Origin of the sequence: Microbacterium oryzae, assembly GCF_030406385.1 — a bacterium.
GTDB classification, from domain to species: Bacteria; Actinomycetota; Actinomycetes; order Actinomycetales; family Microbacteriaceae; genus Microbacterium; species Microbacterium oryzae_A.
This window is the reverse complement of sequence record NZ_JAUEPM010000014.1, coordinates 1-15,800: the sequence shown is the minus strand read 5'-3', so window position 1 is coordinate 15,800 and position 15,800 is coordinate 1. Positions and strand designations below refer to the sequence as shown.

Here is a 15,800-nt window from a genome sequence, read left to right as displayed (position 1 = left end):
GGCAGCCCGGGCGAGCGTCTCCCCTCGCCATGACCTGACACGACCGAGAGAGAAACGATGACCGCCAAACGACTGGATGGCACGGCGACCGCACGCACAATCAGGGAGGACCTAGCCGGTCGCGTGGCTCGTCTCAGCGCACACCAGATGGTGCCCGGAATCGCGACGGTACTCGTCGGAGAGGATCCCGCATCCGTACTCTACGTGGGGATGAAGCACAGGCAGGCCCTCGCGATCGGAATGCGCTCGATCGAGCGCCATCTCCCTTCGAACGCAAGGCAGGAAGAGGTGCTCGCCGTCCTGGACGATCTCAATGCGGATCCCCGCTGCCACGGGTACATCGTGCAGCTGCCCCTCCCACCCCAGATTCACACGGACACCGTGCTCGAGCGGATACATCCCGATAAAGACGCCGACGGGCTCCACCCGACCAATCTCGGCAAGCTCGTCCTCAACGTCGACTCGCCGATCTCTTCGCCGTTGCCCTGCACTCCGCGCGGCGCGATCGAGCTTCTCCGACGCAACGGGTACGACCTCGCCGGTAAGCACGTCGTCGTGGTCGGCCGCGGTATCACCATCGGCCGGTCCGTCGGCCTCCTGCTCACGCGGAGGGACGTCAACGCCACCGTCACGCTCACCCACACCGGCACGCGCGATCTCGGCGCACAGCTGCGCCAGGCGGACGTCATCATCGCCGCAGTCGGAGTGAAACATCTCATCAGACGAGAAGACGTGAAGCCCGGCGCGGCGGTGATCGACGTCGGAGTCACCCGTGAGACCGACGTCGAGACCGGGGAGCATCGTGTCTACGGGGACGTGCATCCGGATGTCGCGGAGATCGCAGGCTACCTTTCACCCAACCCAGGTGGCGTCGGTCCCATGACCGTCGCGCTGCTTCTCACCAACGTCGTCGAAGCGGCCGAGCGCGCCCTCGCTCAGCAACAGGACATCGCCTGACTTTCTGAGAAGGGGACCCTGTCGTCACGCTGGCCATAGCGGCTGCGGCGGCTGCTCCTCGCCGACTAGATCTGCCGACAACTCGAGTAGCATCTGCTGAAGATCGGACACGAAGGACGTGCTGAGACGCTCCTCCAGCATTGCATGGAATTGCCCCAGGATCGCACGACCCGCCTGAGCCTGTTCGCTCCCCAGGGGAGTGACGCCGAACCAGATCACCCGCTTGTGCACGGGATGCGGAGTCCGCTCCACCCACCCCAGGCGCTCCAGCCCGCCGAGCGCCATCGACGCGGACTGGGGACTGACACCGAAGTGCCTCGCAAGGTCGGATCCCGACAACCGCCCCAGCGCATCGAGATGCACCGCGAAACCGAGCTGAGTGATCGTCACGCCAAGATGAGTTGTCTGTTGAGCGAGTAGGCGCTGCACCGCCTGGTTCGCGCGAAACAGGCGGTAGGGAAGGCCGTCAGTCCAGCCAGGAACAGTCGTCACCGCCCTAGTATGACAGAAGCGGATAACATTTCAGACAGATGAAACAGTCTCTGACAACAGGCACGGCTGCCGACCCCCTGCCACGTGCGGCGCCGAGTGCCTCGTCCGTGACTGAGGAGAGACACTCGGCGGCCGCAGTCAGCGGTGGCCGGCCTCGCCTTCGACGGTCTCCTCGAGCACCGTCTTCACGCTGGCATGGCGGCGAGTGCGGATGAAGACGAGCGCGAGGGCGGCGACGACGACCGCGACGGTCGCGCCGACGACCAAGGCGTTGTGGAAGCCGTTCAGGAACGCGTCCTGCGCGGCCACGACGTCGGCGCCGGTCAGCTGTGCGGGCACGATGCCCTGGGCGAGAGAGCCGCGGTCCGGGGCGGTGAGATCGATGCTCTCGGTGCCACTGTTCACGCTTGAGGAGACGACGGCCGCGAACACCGCGGTGCCGAGTGCGCCGCCGAGCTGCAGCATAGTCGCCTGGAACCCCCCGGCGACGCCCGCGTACTGGACGGGTGCGCTGCCGACGATGGAGTCCGCGCCGGCGGTCATGGTGAACCCGACGCCGAATGACAGCGCGACGAAGGGGATCACCATGCCCCAGTACGGGGAATCGACACTTGTGGCCACGAGGGAGAAGAACGAGACCGCGATCAGCAGGAGCCCCGTGATCATCGTCCACTTCGCAGTGATCTTGTGCACGACGACCGCAGCGATGGGCGACGCGATGATCGAGACACCTGAGAGGGGGAGCAGCATGAGCCCGGCCGTGAGTCCCTCGATGCCGCGGAGGTTCATCAGGTAGAGCGTGAGGAAGAAGGTCACGCCGAGCAAGGTGAAGAAGTTCGTTCCGATGGCCAGGCCGCCGATGCTGAAGCCGCGGGAGCCGAACAGGGTCAGCGGCAGAAGGGGGTTCCTCGTCCTCCACTCGGTGAGCACGAACAACCCCAGGAGCACGATGCCGAGCACGAACGCGCCGATGGTGAGGCCGCTGCTCCAACCCCAGACCTCAGCTTGGACGATAGCGACGATGAGGCTGGCAAGCCCGGTGGCGAGCAGGATCACGCCGAGGATATCGAAGCGGCCCTGCTGGCGCTCCGCGGTGGATTCCTTGAGCGCGAGTGCGGAGAAGATCACGCCGATGAGGGCGATCGGGGCGTTGATGTAGAAGATCGACTCCCAGCCGAGGGTCGCCACCAGTGCGCCACCGACGATGGGGCCGGCGGCGATCGCCACGGAGGACACACCGCCCCAGACGCCGACCGCCATGCCGAACCTCTCGCGCGGGAACGTGGACCTCAGCAAGGCAAGGGTCTGCGGCATGAGCATTGCGGCGGAGGCGCCCTGGAGCGCGCGGAAGACGATGACTCCCGTGGTGCTGCCGACCAGGCCGATCGCGACGGAGGTGAGGGCGAACGCAGCGACGCCGAAGACATAGGTGCGGCGCCTGCCGAAACGGTCGCCGATCTTGCCGCCGAGGATCAGGAACGCGGCAAGACCGAGCAGGTAGACGTTCGTGATCCACTGCAGCTCGGCGAAGCTGGTGCCGAGATCGGCGGCGATCGCGGGATTCGCGATCGAGACCACAGTGGCATCCAGACCCACCATGAACAGGCCGAACGCGACGGACACGAGGGTGGCGGTGGGATTGCCGCGAAGCCCGCTACTGCGGGTGTCGCGACGAATGGGAGCAGTCGAGGTCATCGGTGCGTGTGCTCTTTCGTTCGTCATGTAGCGAGAACGCACGCGAGACAAGGCCCGAACGAAGGCGGGGTGTCCTTGCGAGGGCGCTGTGCGCAAGGACCGAACGTGGCAGCAGTACTGCGCGGGCGTGCGCTACCTCGATCGCACACAGCCCCCTTGTGTATAAAAACATACAGTAAGATGGGAGATATGAGCAAGGACGCCACCCCGGATGTCCTGGCCGATCTCGCGGATGCTGTCATCGCGCTCGCCCACCACCTCGAGCTGCGTGGGGCGACTGCACAGGAGGTCGCGGCCCTTACCGGGACAGAGATCACGGTGATCCGGGAGATCCACCGCGCCCCCGGCAGTACCGCGATGAAAATCGCTGAGGCGACGGGTCTGCAGCGCAGCAACGTGAGTGCGACCGCGCACGCCCTCGAGCGGAAGGGGCTCGTCTGCTCCGGCGGTGCCGACGGCTCCGTGCGGGGCACTGGATTCACCGTCACGGAGACCGCTGTAGCGCACATCGAACGCGTGCGCGCCTACTGGGTGCAGCGACTGTCGCTGATGCCGGACGGTCTATGGACGGACCTCCTGCGCACCCTCGACACCGTCCGCGCGGGTACTGGCGCCGACTGCGGAACGAGTTCGACCCTTCCAAGCTGAGTTCGCGGCGGCGCCGACGATGACCGCGCATAGCCGCTCAGGCGATCGCGCAATTCGCCGTTGCAGCAACCAGCGGCGCCCAGATCGAACTGTGGCAATGAATTTGCCGGCGATTCGGCTCGCTCACGCCTGCAGCCGCGAATCGGCGGGCATGCGTACCGCCGCCTTGGCACGGCTGTGGCACAGTGCTTGTTCTGGTTTCGTGTCGATTCGTATAGTTCGAGCAGCCCGCGATACCCAGCCCCCGACTCACCGAGCAGGGTCCCCGGCGCCGACAAACGAATCCCGATCCGTCGCCGCACCGCCGATTGCCAATGGAGGCGAAATGACAACAACCTCAGCACTCAAGAAGACGCCGGCGCGAGCCGCAATAGCCTCCTGGGTCGGCACGACCCTGGAGTACTACGACTTCGCCGTATACGGCACCGCTGCCGCCCTCGTGCTCAACCAGCTCTTCTTCCCCCCGGAGCTGCCCGCCGGCATCCGTGTGCTGCTGAGCATGGTCACGCTGGCTGTGGGATACGTCGTGCGACCCCTCGGTGCCTTCATCCTGGGCCCGCTCGGCGACCGATTCGGCCGCAAGTTCGTCATGATGCTGACCCTGTTCGGCATCGGCGTCTGCACGTTCGTCGTCGGCTGCCTGCCGACCTACGACCAGATCGGAGTCCTCGCGCCGATCCTGCTGGTGGTCATCCGCGTCCTGCAGGGCCTGTCGGTCTCGGGAGAGCAGGCCAGCGCGATCTCGATGAGCCTCGAGCACGCGTCCGACCACCGTCGTGCGTTCACGACCAGCTTCGTCACGAGCGGCTCGGCGTCGGGTGGTCTGCTTGCGACGGCCGTCTTCATCCCGTTCGCGGCCCTGCCTCAGGAGGACTTGCTGAGCTGGGGATGGCGCGTCCCGTTCTGGCTCTCCGCCGTCGTGGTCGTCGTGGCCTACATCATCCGACGCTCGCTCCAGGAGCCGCCGGCCTTCATCGAGACCCAGGCCATCAAGGTGCAGCTCGCGCCTCTCAAGCAGGTGACGCGGTTCCACTGGGTCAAGATCATCCGCGTCGCCGCCTGCGCCATGGTCGCGGGCGTCAGCTATCTCTTCGCCACCTTCTCGGTCGCCTTCGCCACGACCGGCTACGGGCTCGACAAGTCGACCATGCTGTGGGTGCCGGTGCTGGCGAGCCTGCTCGCCCTGCTCTACACGCCGCTCGCCGGCTATGTCGCGGACTACATCGGACGCCGGACCGTGTTCATCATCGGCGCGCTGGGTGCGGGCATCACGACCCTGCCCTACCTGTGGGCGATCACGCAGGGCAACTGGCCGATGATCTTCGTGCTCGGCATCCTCTGCAACGGCTTCTTCTACTCCACCGCCAATGCTGCCTGGCCCGCGTTCTTTGCGGAGATGTTCCCGAACCGCGTGCGGGTCTCCGGCCTCGCCGTGGGCACGCAGATCGGCTTCGCGCTGGCCGGCGCCATCGGGCCGGTCGCCTCGACGGCTCTGTCCGGCGGCGACCTGAAGAACTGGGTCGGCCCCGGCATGCTCGGCATCGGTCTCGCTCTGGTCGCGGTGATCGCCGCGCTGACCGCCAAGGAGACGCACCGGCTCACGCTCGATGAGCTCGACGACGCGCAGCAGACGCAGAAGGAGAAGGACGCCGTCACCTCGTCCATCCTGGTTCCGTAGACGAGCGAGACGCCGCTCAGAGCGAGCCCGGGGTGCCATCGGCACCCCGGGCTCTCCGCGTCCCGCGCGGCGGACTGGGGTCGGCGCCCTCTGCGCCGATCCGAGCGCGAGAGGACAGCCGGACGTGGCAATGAATTTGCCACGCCTTCATCTATCCGTCGCGCGAAGATGCGGCCTGCGGGGTGAACTCCCTGCTTTGTGGCACGAACTCGGCAACACGCTTTGCCTTTGGCGTCGCGACGGCGTTTCATTGCATAACGTGCTTCTGGCGCGACTGACCACGTGCCTTCGACGACGGAAGGAGCCCTCGGGTGACTCGGAGTATCGATCTGGTCGCCGACCTCGGCGAGGGATTCGGCGACTGGCGCATGGGCGACGACGACGCGCTCCTCGACATCCTCACCTCCGCCAACGTGGCGTGCGGGTTCCACGCCGGCGACCCGCGGATCATGGACCGCACGGTGGCGGCTTGCCGGGAGCGCGGCGTCGCGGTCGGCGCGCACCCGAGCTTCCCCGACCTCGTCGGCTTCGGCCGTCGAGCGATGGACCTCACCCCACACGAGGTCCGGACGGACGTCACCTACCAGATGGGCGCCCTCGCGGCGTTCGCGGCGCATCACGGCACGTCGCTCGCTCACGTCGCTCCGCACGGGCGCCTCGGCAACCTGGTCGCCACGCGCGCCGACTACGCGCAGGCCGTGGTGGACGCCGTTCTCGGCTTCGATCGGGATCTCATCGTGCTGGCGCAGGACGGCGAGCTCGCCGACGCCGCGCGAGCTGCGGGTCTCGCCGTCGGCATCGTCGGCATCGCCGACCGGGCGTACCAGGACGACGGCACGCTCGTGCCGCGCTCACAGCCCGGAGCCGTCATCCATGATCCTGCCGAGGTCGCCGAGCGCACTGTCCGCATGGTCGTCGAGGGGAAGATCGGAAGCGTGAACGGCGTCGACATCTCCGTCCACGTGGACACGGTCCTGCTTCACGGAGACACGCCCAGCGCCGTCGCGGTGGCGCGCGAGATCCGCACGCAGCTCGAGGCATCGGGAGTGGCGATCGCTCCGCTGGATGCGGAGAGCCTGCGGTGAGCGCCTCCGCTCGCATCCAGGAGACGGGGGAGGCGGCGCTCCGCGTCACCGGCACCACGGGCGACCGCGAGAGCGACTGGCGTCTGGTGCACATGATCGCGCGCGCCGTGAGCGTCCCCGGTGTGCCCGGGGTGCACTCGGCGATCCCCACCTACGAGTCCGTGCTCATCGAGTTCGACCCGATGATCACGAGCGCGGCTGCGATGACTGCGATCGTCTCGGTGGTGCTGTCGGAGGTCGATCCCTCGCAGCCCCTCACGGAGAATCCCCGCGAGTTCATCGTCCCCGTGCTCTACGGCGGCGAGGGCGGCCCGGACCTCGCCGACGTCGCGCGCACGACGGGTCTCGATGAGGAGGCCGTCATCGAGGCGCATCTCGCTCCCACCTACGTCATCCGCTGCCTCGGCGCTCCTGGCGGATCTCCCATGCTCGACGGGCCCGCGCTGCCGGTGCCGGTCCCTCGCCTCAAGAGTCCCCGGACGCACGTCCCTCAGGGGGCGGTCTCCCTGGCCGGAAGGCAGGCGACGATCACACCCGCTCCCGCACCGGGCGGGTGGTCCCTCATCGGGCGCACGCCGTACACGGTGCTGGATCTCGCCGCCGAACCGCTCGTTCCCTACGCGCCGGGCGACGTCCTCCGCTTCCGTCGCATCGACGAGGCGGAGTTCGACGCACTGCGGGGGATGCGCTTGGAAGCCACGAAGGAGGAGGCGAAGTGAGTCCGCACCTCACGATCACCCTCGCCGGGCGAGCGGCCGTGACCGACCTCGGCCGGTTCCGCGGGCCTGCGTTCGGCCTCCCCGTGAACGGCGCGCTCGACCAGTACTCCGCCCGGGTGGCGAACATCCTCGTCGCGAACGACGAGGCTGCGCCCCTCATCGAGGCAGTCGCCTTCGACACCGCGTTCGTGCCCAGCGTCGACGTGCTCATCGCGGTGACGGGAGCGCCGGTGGCGCTGACGGTCGACGGCTGCGAGCGACCGATGTGGGAGCCGGTGTCCGTCTGCGCCGGGCAGACGGTGGCGCTGTCCTCGATGACCGGCGGGATGCGCGCATACGTCGCCGTCCACGGGTCCTTCGCGGTCCCCGGGCTTCTCGGCAGCTGTGCCCCCGACACGGTCATCGGCTTCGGCAGCTTCCTGACCGACGGCGGACAGGTGGCCCTCAACGCTCAGACCGCCGCGCCGATCAATCCGTACTTCGGCATCTCCCTGTTCAACTTCGGCGTCGACCGCCCGTTCTTCGGCGATGTCGCGTACATCGACGTCACAGACGGCCCCGACGTCGACGAGTTTGCCGGCACATCCCGGCGGCTCTTCGACGCACCGTACCGGGTCACCCCGCGAAGCAACCACATCGGACTGCGCCTGACGGGCTCGCTGCCGGAGCGCGTGCGCAGCGATGAGATGATCTCGCGCGGTGTGCCCGTCGGAGCGGTCGAGGTGCCGCCGGGGGACGAGCTGCTCGTCCTCCATCGCGGGCGGGGTGTGACGGCGGGGTATCCCGTGCTCGCCGTCGTCACGTCCACCTCGCTCGACACCCTGGGACAGGCCCGACCGGGAACCGCCGTGGTCTTCCGACGGGTGACGGCGGAGCATGCGGCGCGGGACGCGCGCGCCTGGCGCGAACGGCTCGACGCCCTGCGCGACCGCGTGGCCACCGTCTACTCCTGCATCGGGGCGGAGCACATCGTTCCCGTGCGTTCCTCGGGCTGCCTGCAGGGCGCCTGATTCCGCCCGACATCACTTCGTAGAAAGGAAGGTCTGCATGACCTACAGCGACTACCGCACCGCGCTCGTCACCGGCGCCTCCACCGGAATGGGTGAAGCCACTGTCAAGAAGCTGCGCGAGCAGGGGCTGACCGTGCACGCCGTCGCTCGCGACGCGCAGCGGCTGACAGCGCTCGCGGAGGCGACCGGTGCCATCGCACACGTCGTGGACCTCGCCGACACGGACGCGATCGAGCGCGAGCTCGGCACGCTCGAGATCGACGTGCTCGTCAACAACGCGGGCGTGAGCGCGCCCGGCAACATCCTCGACGCGACGCGGCAGAGCGTCGACGCGATGGTCGATGTGAACCTCCGCGCGGTGCTGCACCTCGCCCGGCTGCTTCTTCCCGGCATGGTGGAGCGGGACTGCGGCCACATCGTCAACATCTCGAGCATCGCCGGCCTGTACAACTTCTTCGGCCACACCGCCTATCACGCGACGAAGGCCGCCGTGCACCAGATCTCGCGCCAGCTGCGCAACGACACCGTCGGCAAGCGGATCCGCGTGACCGAGGTCTGCCCCGGCCGCGTGGAGACCGAGATCTTCGGCCGCAACATGGGCGGATCGCCCGAGGCGCTGAAGGAAGCCTGGAGCACCTACTACGAGGGTTACGAATCCCTCACGACCGACGACATCGTCGCGGCGATCGATTTCGCGCTCGCCGCGCCCCGCCACGTGAACATGGGCCTGATGGAGATCATGCCGACGTTCCAGGTCCCCGGCGGGCTGACTTTCGACCGGAGGGAAGCATGAGCTCCACCACCACGACCCGTCCGCTGACGACGCCCCCGCACGTCACCACCCGCATCGAGCGCGCCGACGCGGAGGCCGTGGAGCTCCTCGGCCGCTACGGCTCGGCGAGCATCCATGAGGCGCAGGGCCGCCGCGGCGCGATCGCTTCGCAGATCAAGCCCGTCGACCACACCATGCGCTTCGCCGGCACGGCGTTCACTGTCGTGTGCGCGCCGCGCGACAACCTCATGCTGCAGGTGGCCATCCACTATGCGCAGCCCGGCGACGTCATCCTCGTCTCAGCCGGCGAGATGGGCCAGGCCGGCACCTTCGGCGACGTGCTCGCGAACGCCGCGAAGGCCAAGGGCATCGCGGCGGTCGTCACGGACAGCGGCGTGCGCGACACCGCCTCGCTGCGCGCGCTCGGGCTGCCGGTGTTCTCCGGAAGCGTCTCGATCACCGGCACCGTGAAGGAGACCCTCGGCCCGATCAACCAGCCGATGGTCTTCGGCGGTCAGCTCGTCTACCCGGGCGACGCGGTGGTCGGCGACGCGGATGGCGTGGTGGTCGTGCGCCGTGATGAGGTCGCGCAGGTCGCGGAGCTCTCCCGAGCCCGCGAGGAGCACGAGGAGCAGCTCATCGAGCTGTATAAGGCCGGCCGCACGACGATCGACCTGTGCAACCTCCACGACGTGCTGCGCACGAAGGGGATCACGACGGACATCGACGACGTCGACCCCGACCACGGGCTGGGGGCCCGCCCGTGACCACCACGACGACGGCATTCGTGCCGGCGCGTCGCGTGCAGCGGATCAAGGAGTCGCCGAGCTCCGCGGCCGCGGCTCGCGTGCGCGAGCTCAAGGCGCAGGGGCGGCGGATCCTCGACCTCACCGTGGGCGAGCCCGATTTCGACACCCCCGCCAATGTCAAGGTCGAGGCCATCCGCGCCATCGAGGCGGGGGAGACCAAGTACACCCCCGTCAACGGCACCCCTCGCCTGCGCGCGGCCATCCGCGAGCGGATGCTGCGGACGACCGGCGTGGAGTACGCGGACGACCAGATCACGGTCGGCGGCGGCGGGAAGCAGGTGATCTACCTCACGTTCACCGCGTCGCTCGACGAGGGCGACGAGGTGATCATCCCCGCGCCGTACTGGGTCTCTTACCCCGACATGGTGCGTGCGAACGACGGCACCCCGGTCATCCTCGAGACGACGGCCGAGAACCGCTACAAGGTGACGGCCGAGGCGCTGCGTGCGGCGATCACGCCGCGCACCAAGTGGCTCGTGCTGAACGCTCCGAGCAATCCGACCGGCGTGCTGTACTCGCGGGACGAGCTGGAGGCGCTGGGCCGGGTACTGGAGGACGCACCGCACGTGCGCGTGCTCACGGATGAGATCTACGACGAGATCGTCTTCGGCGACGAGCGGGCGGTCGGCCTCGCCCAGGCTGCGCCGGCGATCCGCGATCGCGTGCTCACCGTGAACGGCGTCTCCAAGAGCTACGCAATGACCGGATGGCGACTGGGATACGCCGTGGGAGACCCGGGGGTCGTCAAGGCGATCAACCTGTTGCAGTCGCAGACGTCGTCGTGCCCCTCGTCGATCACGCAGGCCGCGGCAGCCGAGGCCCTCACGGGCGACCAGAGCTTCATCGACGAGAGCGTCTCCGTCTATCGTGAGCGCCGCGACCGCGCGGTGGAGCTGCTCAGCGCGATCGACGGACTGACTCCCGTCACACCGGACGGGGCGTTCTACCTGTTCGTCGACTGCAGTGGGCTCATCGGCCGCCGCACGCCCGACGGCACGGTCCTGGAGAACGACCAGGACCTCACGCTGTACCTGCTGGATCACGCGGGGGTGGCCGTCATCCAGGGGTCGGCGTACGGAGTCGCGCCGTTCTTCCGCATGTCGTTCGCAACGGACCTCGACACGATCGAGGCCGGAGCCGCCGCGATCGCCGGAGCGGTGGCCGACCTGCGCTGACGACCTCGGAACGGAAGGGGCGCGACGACCGACCGGTCGTCGCGCCCCTTCGACGTCTCCCATCGACGGCGACGCCGACCGATCAGGTCGGCTCCGCGCTCAGGATGAGCCGCATGGTGCGCGGGGTCACCCGACGCCGGCGCAGGGGATCGTCGGAGCCGAGGTCGCCGATCGTCGTGCGCCCGCACCCGGTCAGGGCGGAGATCTCCCGGATGCTCAGCCCCTGCCGTCGCCATTCGCGCACGCGCTCGGCTGCTGCCGCCGCGCTCACGGTCTCCGCGCGCGGGGCGATGCCGGCAGCCCGCGCGCACTCCCTCCTGTAGGCGGCCCGTGCCTCCGGGCACGTCTCCCCGGTGTCCCCGCCGGGGCAGGAGCGCGCGTCGCGGCACCCGAGCAGATACCCGTTCGACGTGCCGTGCTCCACCGGCGCCCCGCGCCCGCCGAGACGCCCCGACCGCCACCCGTCCAGGTAGCGACGACGCGCTCCAGCGCAGGTCTGCCGGCCCAGCGCCCAGTTCGGGCACAGGCGGTCGTCATGGCATCCGCGCTTGTATCCCCATGGCGTGCCGTGAACCTCCGATACAGGCTTTCGCTCCGGCGCCCGCGGCGTGCGCGGCGCCGCGGGCGCCGACGGCGGGGAGGCAGCAGCCGACCGCCTCGGCACGGGCTGTTCGGGCGAGAGCTTTCCGACGTGGTAGTCCGAGCGCCGACGGATCGCCGCCTCGGCGCAGGTCAGCCAGTCCGGATCGTCGTGATGCGGGCAGTGCGCCGATAGGCGGCAGCCCTCGTCGAATCCGGCGGGGCTGCCGTGAGGCGCGGAGGGCCGGGCCATCGTCGCCTCAGCGGATGTCGTCGGCGTCTGCCTCGGCACGCTCGCGCGAGGGGAGGGAGGCCCTTCCGCCTGTCACCGCGACGAGCGCCGTGCGCACCACGCGCTCGATCTTCTGGTCGCCGTCGACTCGGGTGCCGATCTCGTCGTCCCTCAGCGGCTCGAGCGCGCGCATCTGGTCGTCGAGGAGCGTGCGCGGAGAGCACTGCGCGAAGCGCGTGATGAGGCGGTTCGCGAGGACCGCGCGCGGCACGTCCAGATGGAGGAAGAAGACCTCCGGCGCCGCGTTGCGGAGCACGTCGCGATGCGCCGCCTTCAGGGCAGAGCAGCCGATGACGACTCCGCCGCCCCGGCGGGCTCGGAGGTCGTCCGCGACGGCCTGCAGCCAAGGCTGGCGGTCGTCGTCGGTGAGGCTGACGCCCTCGACGATCCTCGAGAGGTTCTGCGTCGGCTGATGGTCCTCGCCGTCGATGAACGGCACGTCGAGCCGCTCGGCCAGCAGCGCGCCGACCACGGTCTTCCCGCTGCCCGCCGCGCCCATCACGACGACCAGCGGCGGCTCCCGATGCCCGCTCTGCTCAGTCATCCGCGTGCTCCCTCAGTAGAAGTCGACCGTGTCGACGACGTTCCGGAGCGACCGCCCGTCGAGGAAGCGCGTGGCGTTGTCGGCGAAGAGCTCGGCGATGCGCCGTTCCTCACGAGGATCGAGGGCGGCGGTGTGCGGGCTGACGATGACCTGGGGCAGCTCCCAGAGCGGGCTGCTCTCGGGCAGCGGCTCGACGGCGAAGACGTCCAGCGCGGCGAACCCGACGGTCCCCGCGCGCAGGGCGTCGACGAGGGCCTCCTCGTCGACGACGGTGCCGCGGCCGACATTGACGAAGGTGGCCCCGGGCTTGAGCGCTGCGAGGAAGTCGCGGTCGATCAGACGCTCCGTGGCGGCGGTGCCCGGCAGCGTGGAGATCAGCGCGTCCGCGTCGGCGAGGTGATCCCAGACCTCGGGCAGGGGAGCGACGGGCGTCACCTGGCCCTCGGACGCGGCGCCCGATCGGCTGAAGCTCACGACCTGCGCCCCGAGCAGGTGCAGCTTCTCCGCCGTCTTCCGCCCGATCCCGCCGTTGCCGAGGACGACGATATTCATCGTGCTCAGCTGGCCCATCGTCCACCGGTCGGTCCACTGGCGCGCGGCCCGCTGTGCGGAGAGTCGAGGCAGGCTCTTCGCGCCGGCGAGCACGCCGAAGAGCGCGAACTCGGCGAGGCTGTCGCCGTGCACGCCGGCGCTGGTCGTGAAGACGACACGCTCGAGCTCCGCGGAGGTGAGGCCGGCGGCGCGCACCTGCCCGCCGCCGCCGGCCGCCATCGTCTGCACCCACCGCAGCTGCGGGTTGGAGCGGATGGTGCTGGCCAGCAGCTGCGGGTTCACGTCCGGGATGCCATAGAGGGCGTCGGCGCCTTCGAGGAGCTCCTCGAAGGCGCGCTGCTGGGCAGCCGACCTCGAGAACGCGGGATCCCCGGAGAAGTCCGCGGGGAAGCGCATGGGCGGCAGCAGACCGGGGACGTGCAGCAGCTCCACACGAGGCTCGAGTTCGACGATGCGCTGTGCGTCCGCTTCGGCGAGCGGTGCGGCGACGGCGACGCGCAGCGCGGGGAGTGAGTCGGAAACGACTGCCGCCTGGGCCGGGGCGGTCGATGAAGCGTCGGTCATTGCGGTCGCTTTCTCTTGAGAACGGGTCGGAGGGCCCGGCGTGACGAGCCGGCGCGCCTGGTCGCAACTCCAAGGGCAGCGCTCGACGGCACCGCGCGGCGCGGCGGTCGATGCTCACCTGAAACTACCCACCTCGCGAGACGATGCCAGTTTCTGTGCCATACTCGTGCCATCCGTCGCTCAGGCCCGGTCGGCAACGGCGCCAGTCGAGGCCACCAATGGAGCACAACTGGCACAGGTCGTGCCGATCGTAAGGAGAGTCTCGTGATCCCGGAGCGTCGATTCACCCGTCGTGTGAACCTCACCGACATCGCCCGCGCCTGCGGAGTCGCGCCGTCGACCGTCTCTCGCGCTCTCAGCAACCCCGGCCGTGTGAGTGCGGCCATGTACGAGCTCATCTCGACCAAGGCTGTCGAGATGGGCTACGCATCGGCGACGCTGCCGCAGGGGCCCGAGCGGCGGGCGCGCGGGACGATCGCGCTCGTCGTGCCGAATCTCGTGAATCCGTTCGTACACGATCTCATCCGCGGGAGCCAGGCGCAGGCTCAGGCCGCGGGCTTCCTCTTCCTCCTCGTCAACACCGAGGAGTCGGCCCATGTGGAGCTGAACTGGCTGAAGGAGCTGTCGAAGACCGTCGACGGCGTCGTGCTGGCATCACCGCGTGGGAGCGAGACAACGCTCCGATCGATCGGGGACGCCACTCCTCTGACGATCATCAACCGCGAGGTCCCGGGCATCAGCAGCGTCGTCATCGACACGCCGTCCTCCTCCGTCGAAGCGCTGCACTACCTGGCCTCGCTCGGCCACCGGCGGATCGCGTACGTGCGCGGGCCTCAGTCTTCTTGGACGGACCACGCGCGCATCACCGCCCTGGAGGCCGCGGTGAAGGAGATGGAGGTCGAGCTCCTGCCCATCGGCGCGTTCCATCCCTCGCTGTCGGCCGGCGCGGCCGCGGCCGACGCGGTGGCGCTCAGCGGCGCCACGGGAGCGCTGTTCTTCAACGACACCCTGGCGATCGGGGCGATGATGCGCTTCCGCCAGCGCGGCGTCGACGTCCCGGAGAAGATCAGCGTGGTCGGCTGCGACGACATCGCCGCGGCTGAGACGTCGAGCCCGCCGCTCACGACCGTCACCGCCTCGGGCGAGCGCGCGGGCCGCGCGGCGACCGAGCTGCTCATCGGGCAGTTCACCGCGAGGACGCCGCGCCCCCGCACCGAGAGGCTCGCCGCTCACCTCACCGTGCGCGATTCCACGGGACCGGTCGCCGCCGCCGAGTGAACACCGCAGGCGGCGACGACGCCGATGCAGTCGACGTCGCGACGGTCCCTCAGAATGACGCGGCATCGACTCTCTCCGTGCGCGCCACCTCGCGACGAACCTGCTCGAGCTGCGCTGCGGAGCGCGCGGCCGCAGTGTGGGAGTCGTACTCGGCGATCGCGCGAGCGGTCGCGATGTGATCTTCGACCGTTCCCGGAGCAGGTCGACGGGGAGTGAGGCCGAGTTCGGTGCGGCCTCGCAGCACTTCCGTGATCGGCGAGACGAGACCAGCCAGGAAGGGGTTGCCTGATGCCACGAGCAGAGTCGTGTGGAACTCCACGTCGGCATCGAGGTAGTCGAGCGTGTCGCCGCGCCCTGCGGCGCCGAGTTCCCCGAGCGCCTCGGCCGTGGCCAGGAGATCGGTCCGCTGATCCGGCGTGGCGCGTTCGGCGGCCAGGCGCGCGGCAAGAGGCTCGACCGCCAGACGCAGCTCCATCAGTGCCTCGAGCTGTCTGGCCCGACGCGGCCCGCTGAGCGACCACCGGATGAGGTGCGGATCGTAGATCTCCCAGCGGTGCTCGGAGGTGACGATGACGCCGACGCGTCGGCGCGGCTCCACCATGCCGATGCTCGCCAGAACGCCCACGGCTTCTCGGACGACGGACCTCGACGCTCCGCTCTCGGCCTGCACGTCGGCGATGGTGAACACCGATCCGGCGGCGAGGGCGCCGTCGGCGATGCTCTGACCGAGGCGGTCCAGGAGGTTCACGGGCGCGCCTCTGCGTCGTTCGCCGGGTCGTGGCAGACTCATAAAGTCAGACTATTACTCAGGAGGTTCATCCCGCATGACGGACATCTTCGACGTCTCTGGTCGCTTGGCTCTGGTGACGGGTTCGTCGCGGGGTCTTGGCCGTTCGCTGGCTTTGGCGCTCGCGGAAGCGGGTGCGGAGGTGGTGTTGCATGGTCGGGACC

Annotated in this window: 17 protein-coding genes; 11 read left to right on the top strand and 6 right to left on the bottom strand. The window is 69.2% G+C overall.

Features of this window, described 5'->3' with window-relative positions; all coding sequences use genetic code 11:
- Window positions 1-57 precede the first annotated feature (57 nt).
- Complete coding sequence (locus QWJ90_RS14335; RefSeq protein WP_290108552.1) at window positions 58-957, top strand: bifunctional methylenetetrahydrofolate dehydrogenase/methenyltetrahydrofolate cyclohydrolase; 900 nt, start codon at window positions 58-60, stop codon at window positions 955-957.
- 24 nt (window positions 958-981) lie between these two features.
- Here QWJ90_RS14335 and QWJ90_RS14330 read toward each other — a convergent pair whose 3' ends face one another.
- Together QWJ90_RS14330 and QWJ90_RS14325 are read right to left on the bottom strand one after the other, a co-directional pair.
- Window positions 982-1,449 (bottom strand): MarR family winged helix-turn-helix transcriptional regulator, encoded by a 468-nt coding sequence (locus QWJ90_RS14330; protein ID WP_290108551.1) that lies wholly within the window; start codon window positions 1,447-1,449, stop codon window positions 982-984.
- A 138-nt stretch (window positions 1,450-1,587) separates the two neighbouring features.
- On the bottom strand, window positions 1,588-3,144 hold the full coding sequence (locus QWJ90_RS14325) for an MFS transporter (RefSeq protein WP_290108550.1): 1,557 nt from the start codon (window positions 3,142-3,144) through the stop codon (window positions 1,588-1,590).
- 189 nt (window positions 3,145-3,333) lie between these two features.
- Here QWJ90_RS14325 and QWJ90_RS14320 point away from each other — a divergent pair, with 189 nt between their 5' ends.
- The 8 genes from QWJ90_RS14320 (at window position 3,334) to QWJ90_RS14285 (ending at window position 11,040) form a co-directional block, all read left to right on the top strand.
- On the top strand, window positions 3,334-3,792 hold the full coding sequence (locus QWJ90_RS14320) for a MarR family winged helix-turn-helix transcriptional regulator (RefSeq protein WP_290108549.1): 459 nt from the start codon (window positions 3,334-3,336) through the stop codon (window positions 3,790-3,792).
- Window positions 3,793-4,117: 325 nt separating this feature from the next.
- The gene (locus QWJ90_RS14315) at window positions 4,118-5,470 is read left to right on the top strand and encodes an MFS transporter (RefSeq protein ID WP_290108548.1); all 1,353 of its coding nucleotides are present in this window, start codon (window positions 4,118-4,120) and stop codon (window positions 5,468-5,470) included.
- Between the two features lie 311 nt (window positions 5,471-5,781).
- Entirely contained in the window at window positions 5,782-6,555 is a 774-nt protein-coding gene (locus QWJ90_RS14310) for a LamB/YcsF family protein (protein ID WP_290108547.1), read from the top strand.
- Window positions 6,552-7,274 (top strand): 5-oxoprolinase subunit B family protein, encoded by a 723-nt coding sequence (locus QWJ90_RS14305; RefSeq protein ID WP_290108546.1) that lies wholly within the window; start codon window positions 6,552-6,554, stop codon window positions 7,272-7,274. Before QWJ90_RS14310 ends, QWJ90_RS14305 begins: the two co-directional genes overlap by 4 nt.
- Window positions 7,271-8,284 carry a biotin-dependent carboxyltransferase family protein gene (locus QWJ90_RS14300; protein WP_290108545.1) on the top strand — a complete coding sequence of 338 codons (1,014 nt, stop codon included), beginning with the start codon at window positions 7,271-7,273 and terminating at the stop codon, window positions 8,282-8,284. Before QWJ90_RS14305 ends, QWJ90_RS14300 begins: the two co-directional genes overlap by 4 nt.
- A 37-nt stretch (window positions 8,285-8,321) precedes the next feature.
- Complete coding sequence (locus QWJ90_RS14295; RefSeq protein WP_290108544.1) at window positions 8,322-9,077, top strand: SDR family oxidoreductase; 756 nt, start codon at window positions 8,322-8,324, stop codon at window positions 9,075-9,077.
- Window positions 9,074-9,823, top strand: a complete 750-nt coding sequence (locus tag QWJ90_RS14290) for a 4-carboxy-4-hydroxy-2-oxoadipate aldolase/oxaloacetate decarboxylase (protein ID WP_290108543.1) — start codon at window positions 9,074-9,076, stop codon at window positions 9,821-9,823. Before QWJ90_RS14295 ends, QWJ90_RS14290 begins: the two co-directional genes overlap by 4 nt.
- Complete coding sequence (locus QWJ90_RS14285; protein WP_290108542.1) at window positions 9,820-11,040, top strand: aspartate transaminase; 1,221 nt, start codon at window positions 9,820-9,822, stop codon at window positions 11,038-11,040. Before QWJ90_RS14290 ends, QWJ90_RS14285 begins: the two co-directional genes overlap by 4 nt.
- Window positions 11,041-11,122: 82 nt before the next feature.
- Here the strand turns inward: QWJ90_RS14285 and QWJ90_RS14280 are convergent, their stop codons facing one another.
- From QWJ90_RS14280 to QWJ90_RS14270, 3 genes are all read right to left on the bottom strand, one after another.
- Window positions 11,123-11,464, bottom strand: a complete 342-nt coding sequence (locus QWJ90_RS14280) for a hypothetical protein (RefSeq protein ID WP_290108541.1) — start codon at window positions 11,462-11,464, stop codon at window positions 11,123-11,125.
- 415 nt (window positions 11,465-11,879) lie between these two features.
- On the bottom strand, window positions 11,880-12,455 hold the full coding sequence (locus QWJ90_RS14275; protein ID WP_290108540.1) for a gluconokinase: 576 nt from the start codon (window positions 12,453-12,455) through the stop codon (window positions 11,880-11,882).
- Between the two features lie 12 nt (window positions 12,456-12,467).
- Complete coding sequence (locus tag QWJ90_RS14270; protein WP_290108538.1) at window positions 12,468-13,571, bottom strand: D-2-hydroxyacid dehydrogenase; 1,104 nt, start codon at window positions 13,569-13,571, stop codon at window positions 12,468-12,470.
- Between the two features lie 264 nt (window positions 13,572-13,835).
- Between QWJ90_RS14270 and QWJ90_RS14265 the strand changes: the two genes are divergently transcribed.
- Complete coding sequence (locus tag QWJ90_RS14265) at window positions 13,836-14,849, top strand: LacI family DNA-binding transcriptional regulator (protein WP_290108537.1); 1,014 nt, start codon at window positions 13,836-13,838, stop codon at window positions 14,847-14,849.
- 49 nt (window positions 14,850-14,898) lie between these two features.
- Here the strand turns inward: QWJ90_RS14265 and QWJ90_RS14260 are convergent, their stop codons facing one another.
- Window positions 14,899-15,597, bottom strand: a complete 699-nt coding sequence (locus QWJ90_RS14260) for a FadR/GntR family transcriptional regulator (RefSeq protein ID WP_290108536.1) — start codon at window positions 15,595-15,597, stop codon at window positions 14,899-14,901.
- Window positions 15,598-15,673: 76 nt separating this feature from the next.
- On the opposite strand from QWJ90_RS14260, the gene QWJ90_RS14255 reads away from it, so the two are divergent.
- A partial coding sequence (locus tag QWJ90_RS14255) for an SDR family NAD(P)-dependent oxidoreductase (protein WP_290108572.1) occupies window positions 15,674-15,800 on the top strand: 127 nt, incomplete at its 3' end.

Coding starts and splice junctions, on each gene's coding strand:
- QWJ90_RS14315 (WP_290108548.1), top strand. CDS start 4,118: ATGACAACAACCTCAGCACTCAAGAAGACGCCGGCGCGAGCCGCAATA.
- QWJ90_RS14325 (WP_290108550.1), bottom strand. CDS start 3,144: ATGACCTCGACTGCTCCCATTCGTCGCGACACCCGCAGTAGCGGGCTT.
- QWJ90_RS14320 (WP_290108549.1), top strand. CDS start 3,334: ATGAGCAAGGACGCCACCCCGGATGTCCTGGCCGATCTCGCGGATGCT.
- QWJ90_RS14335 (WP_290108552.1), top strand. CDS start 58: ATGACCGCCAAACGACTGGATGGCACGGCGACCGCACGCACAATCAGG.
- QWJ90_RS14275 (WP_290108540.1), bottom strand. CDS start 12,455: ATGACTGAGCAGAGCGGGCATCGGGAGCCGCCGCTGGTCGTCGTGATG.
- QWJ90_RS14270 (WP_290108538.1), bottom strand. CDS start 13,571: ATGACCGACGCTTCATCGACCGCCCCGGCCCAGGCGGCAGTCGTTTCC.
- QWJ90_RS14295 (WP_290108544.1), top strand. CDS start 8,322: ATGACCTACAGCGACTACCGCACCGCGCTCGTCACCGGCGCCTCCACC.
- QWJ90_RS14290 (WP_290108543.1), top strand. CDS start 9,074: ATGAGCTCCACCACCACGACCCGTCCGCTGACGACGCCCCCGCACGTC.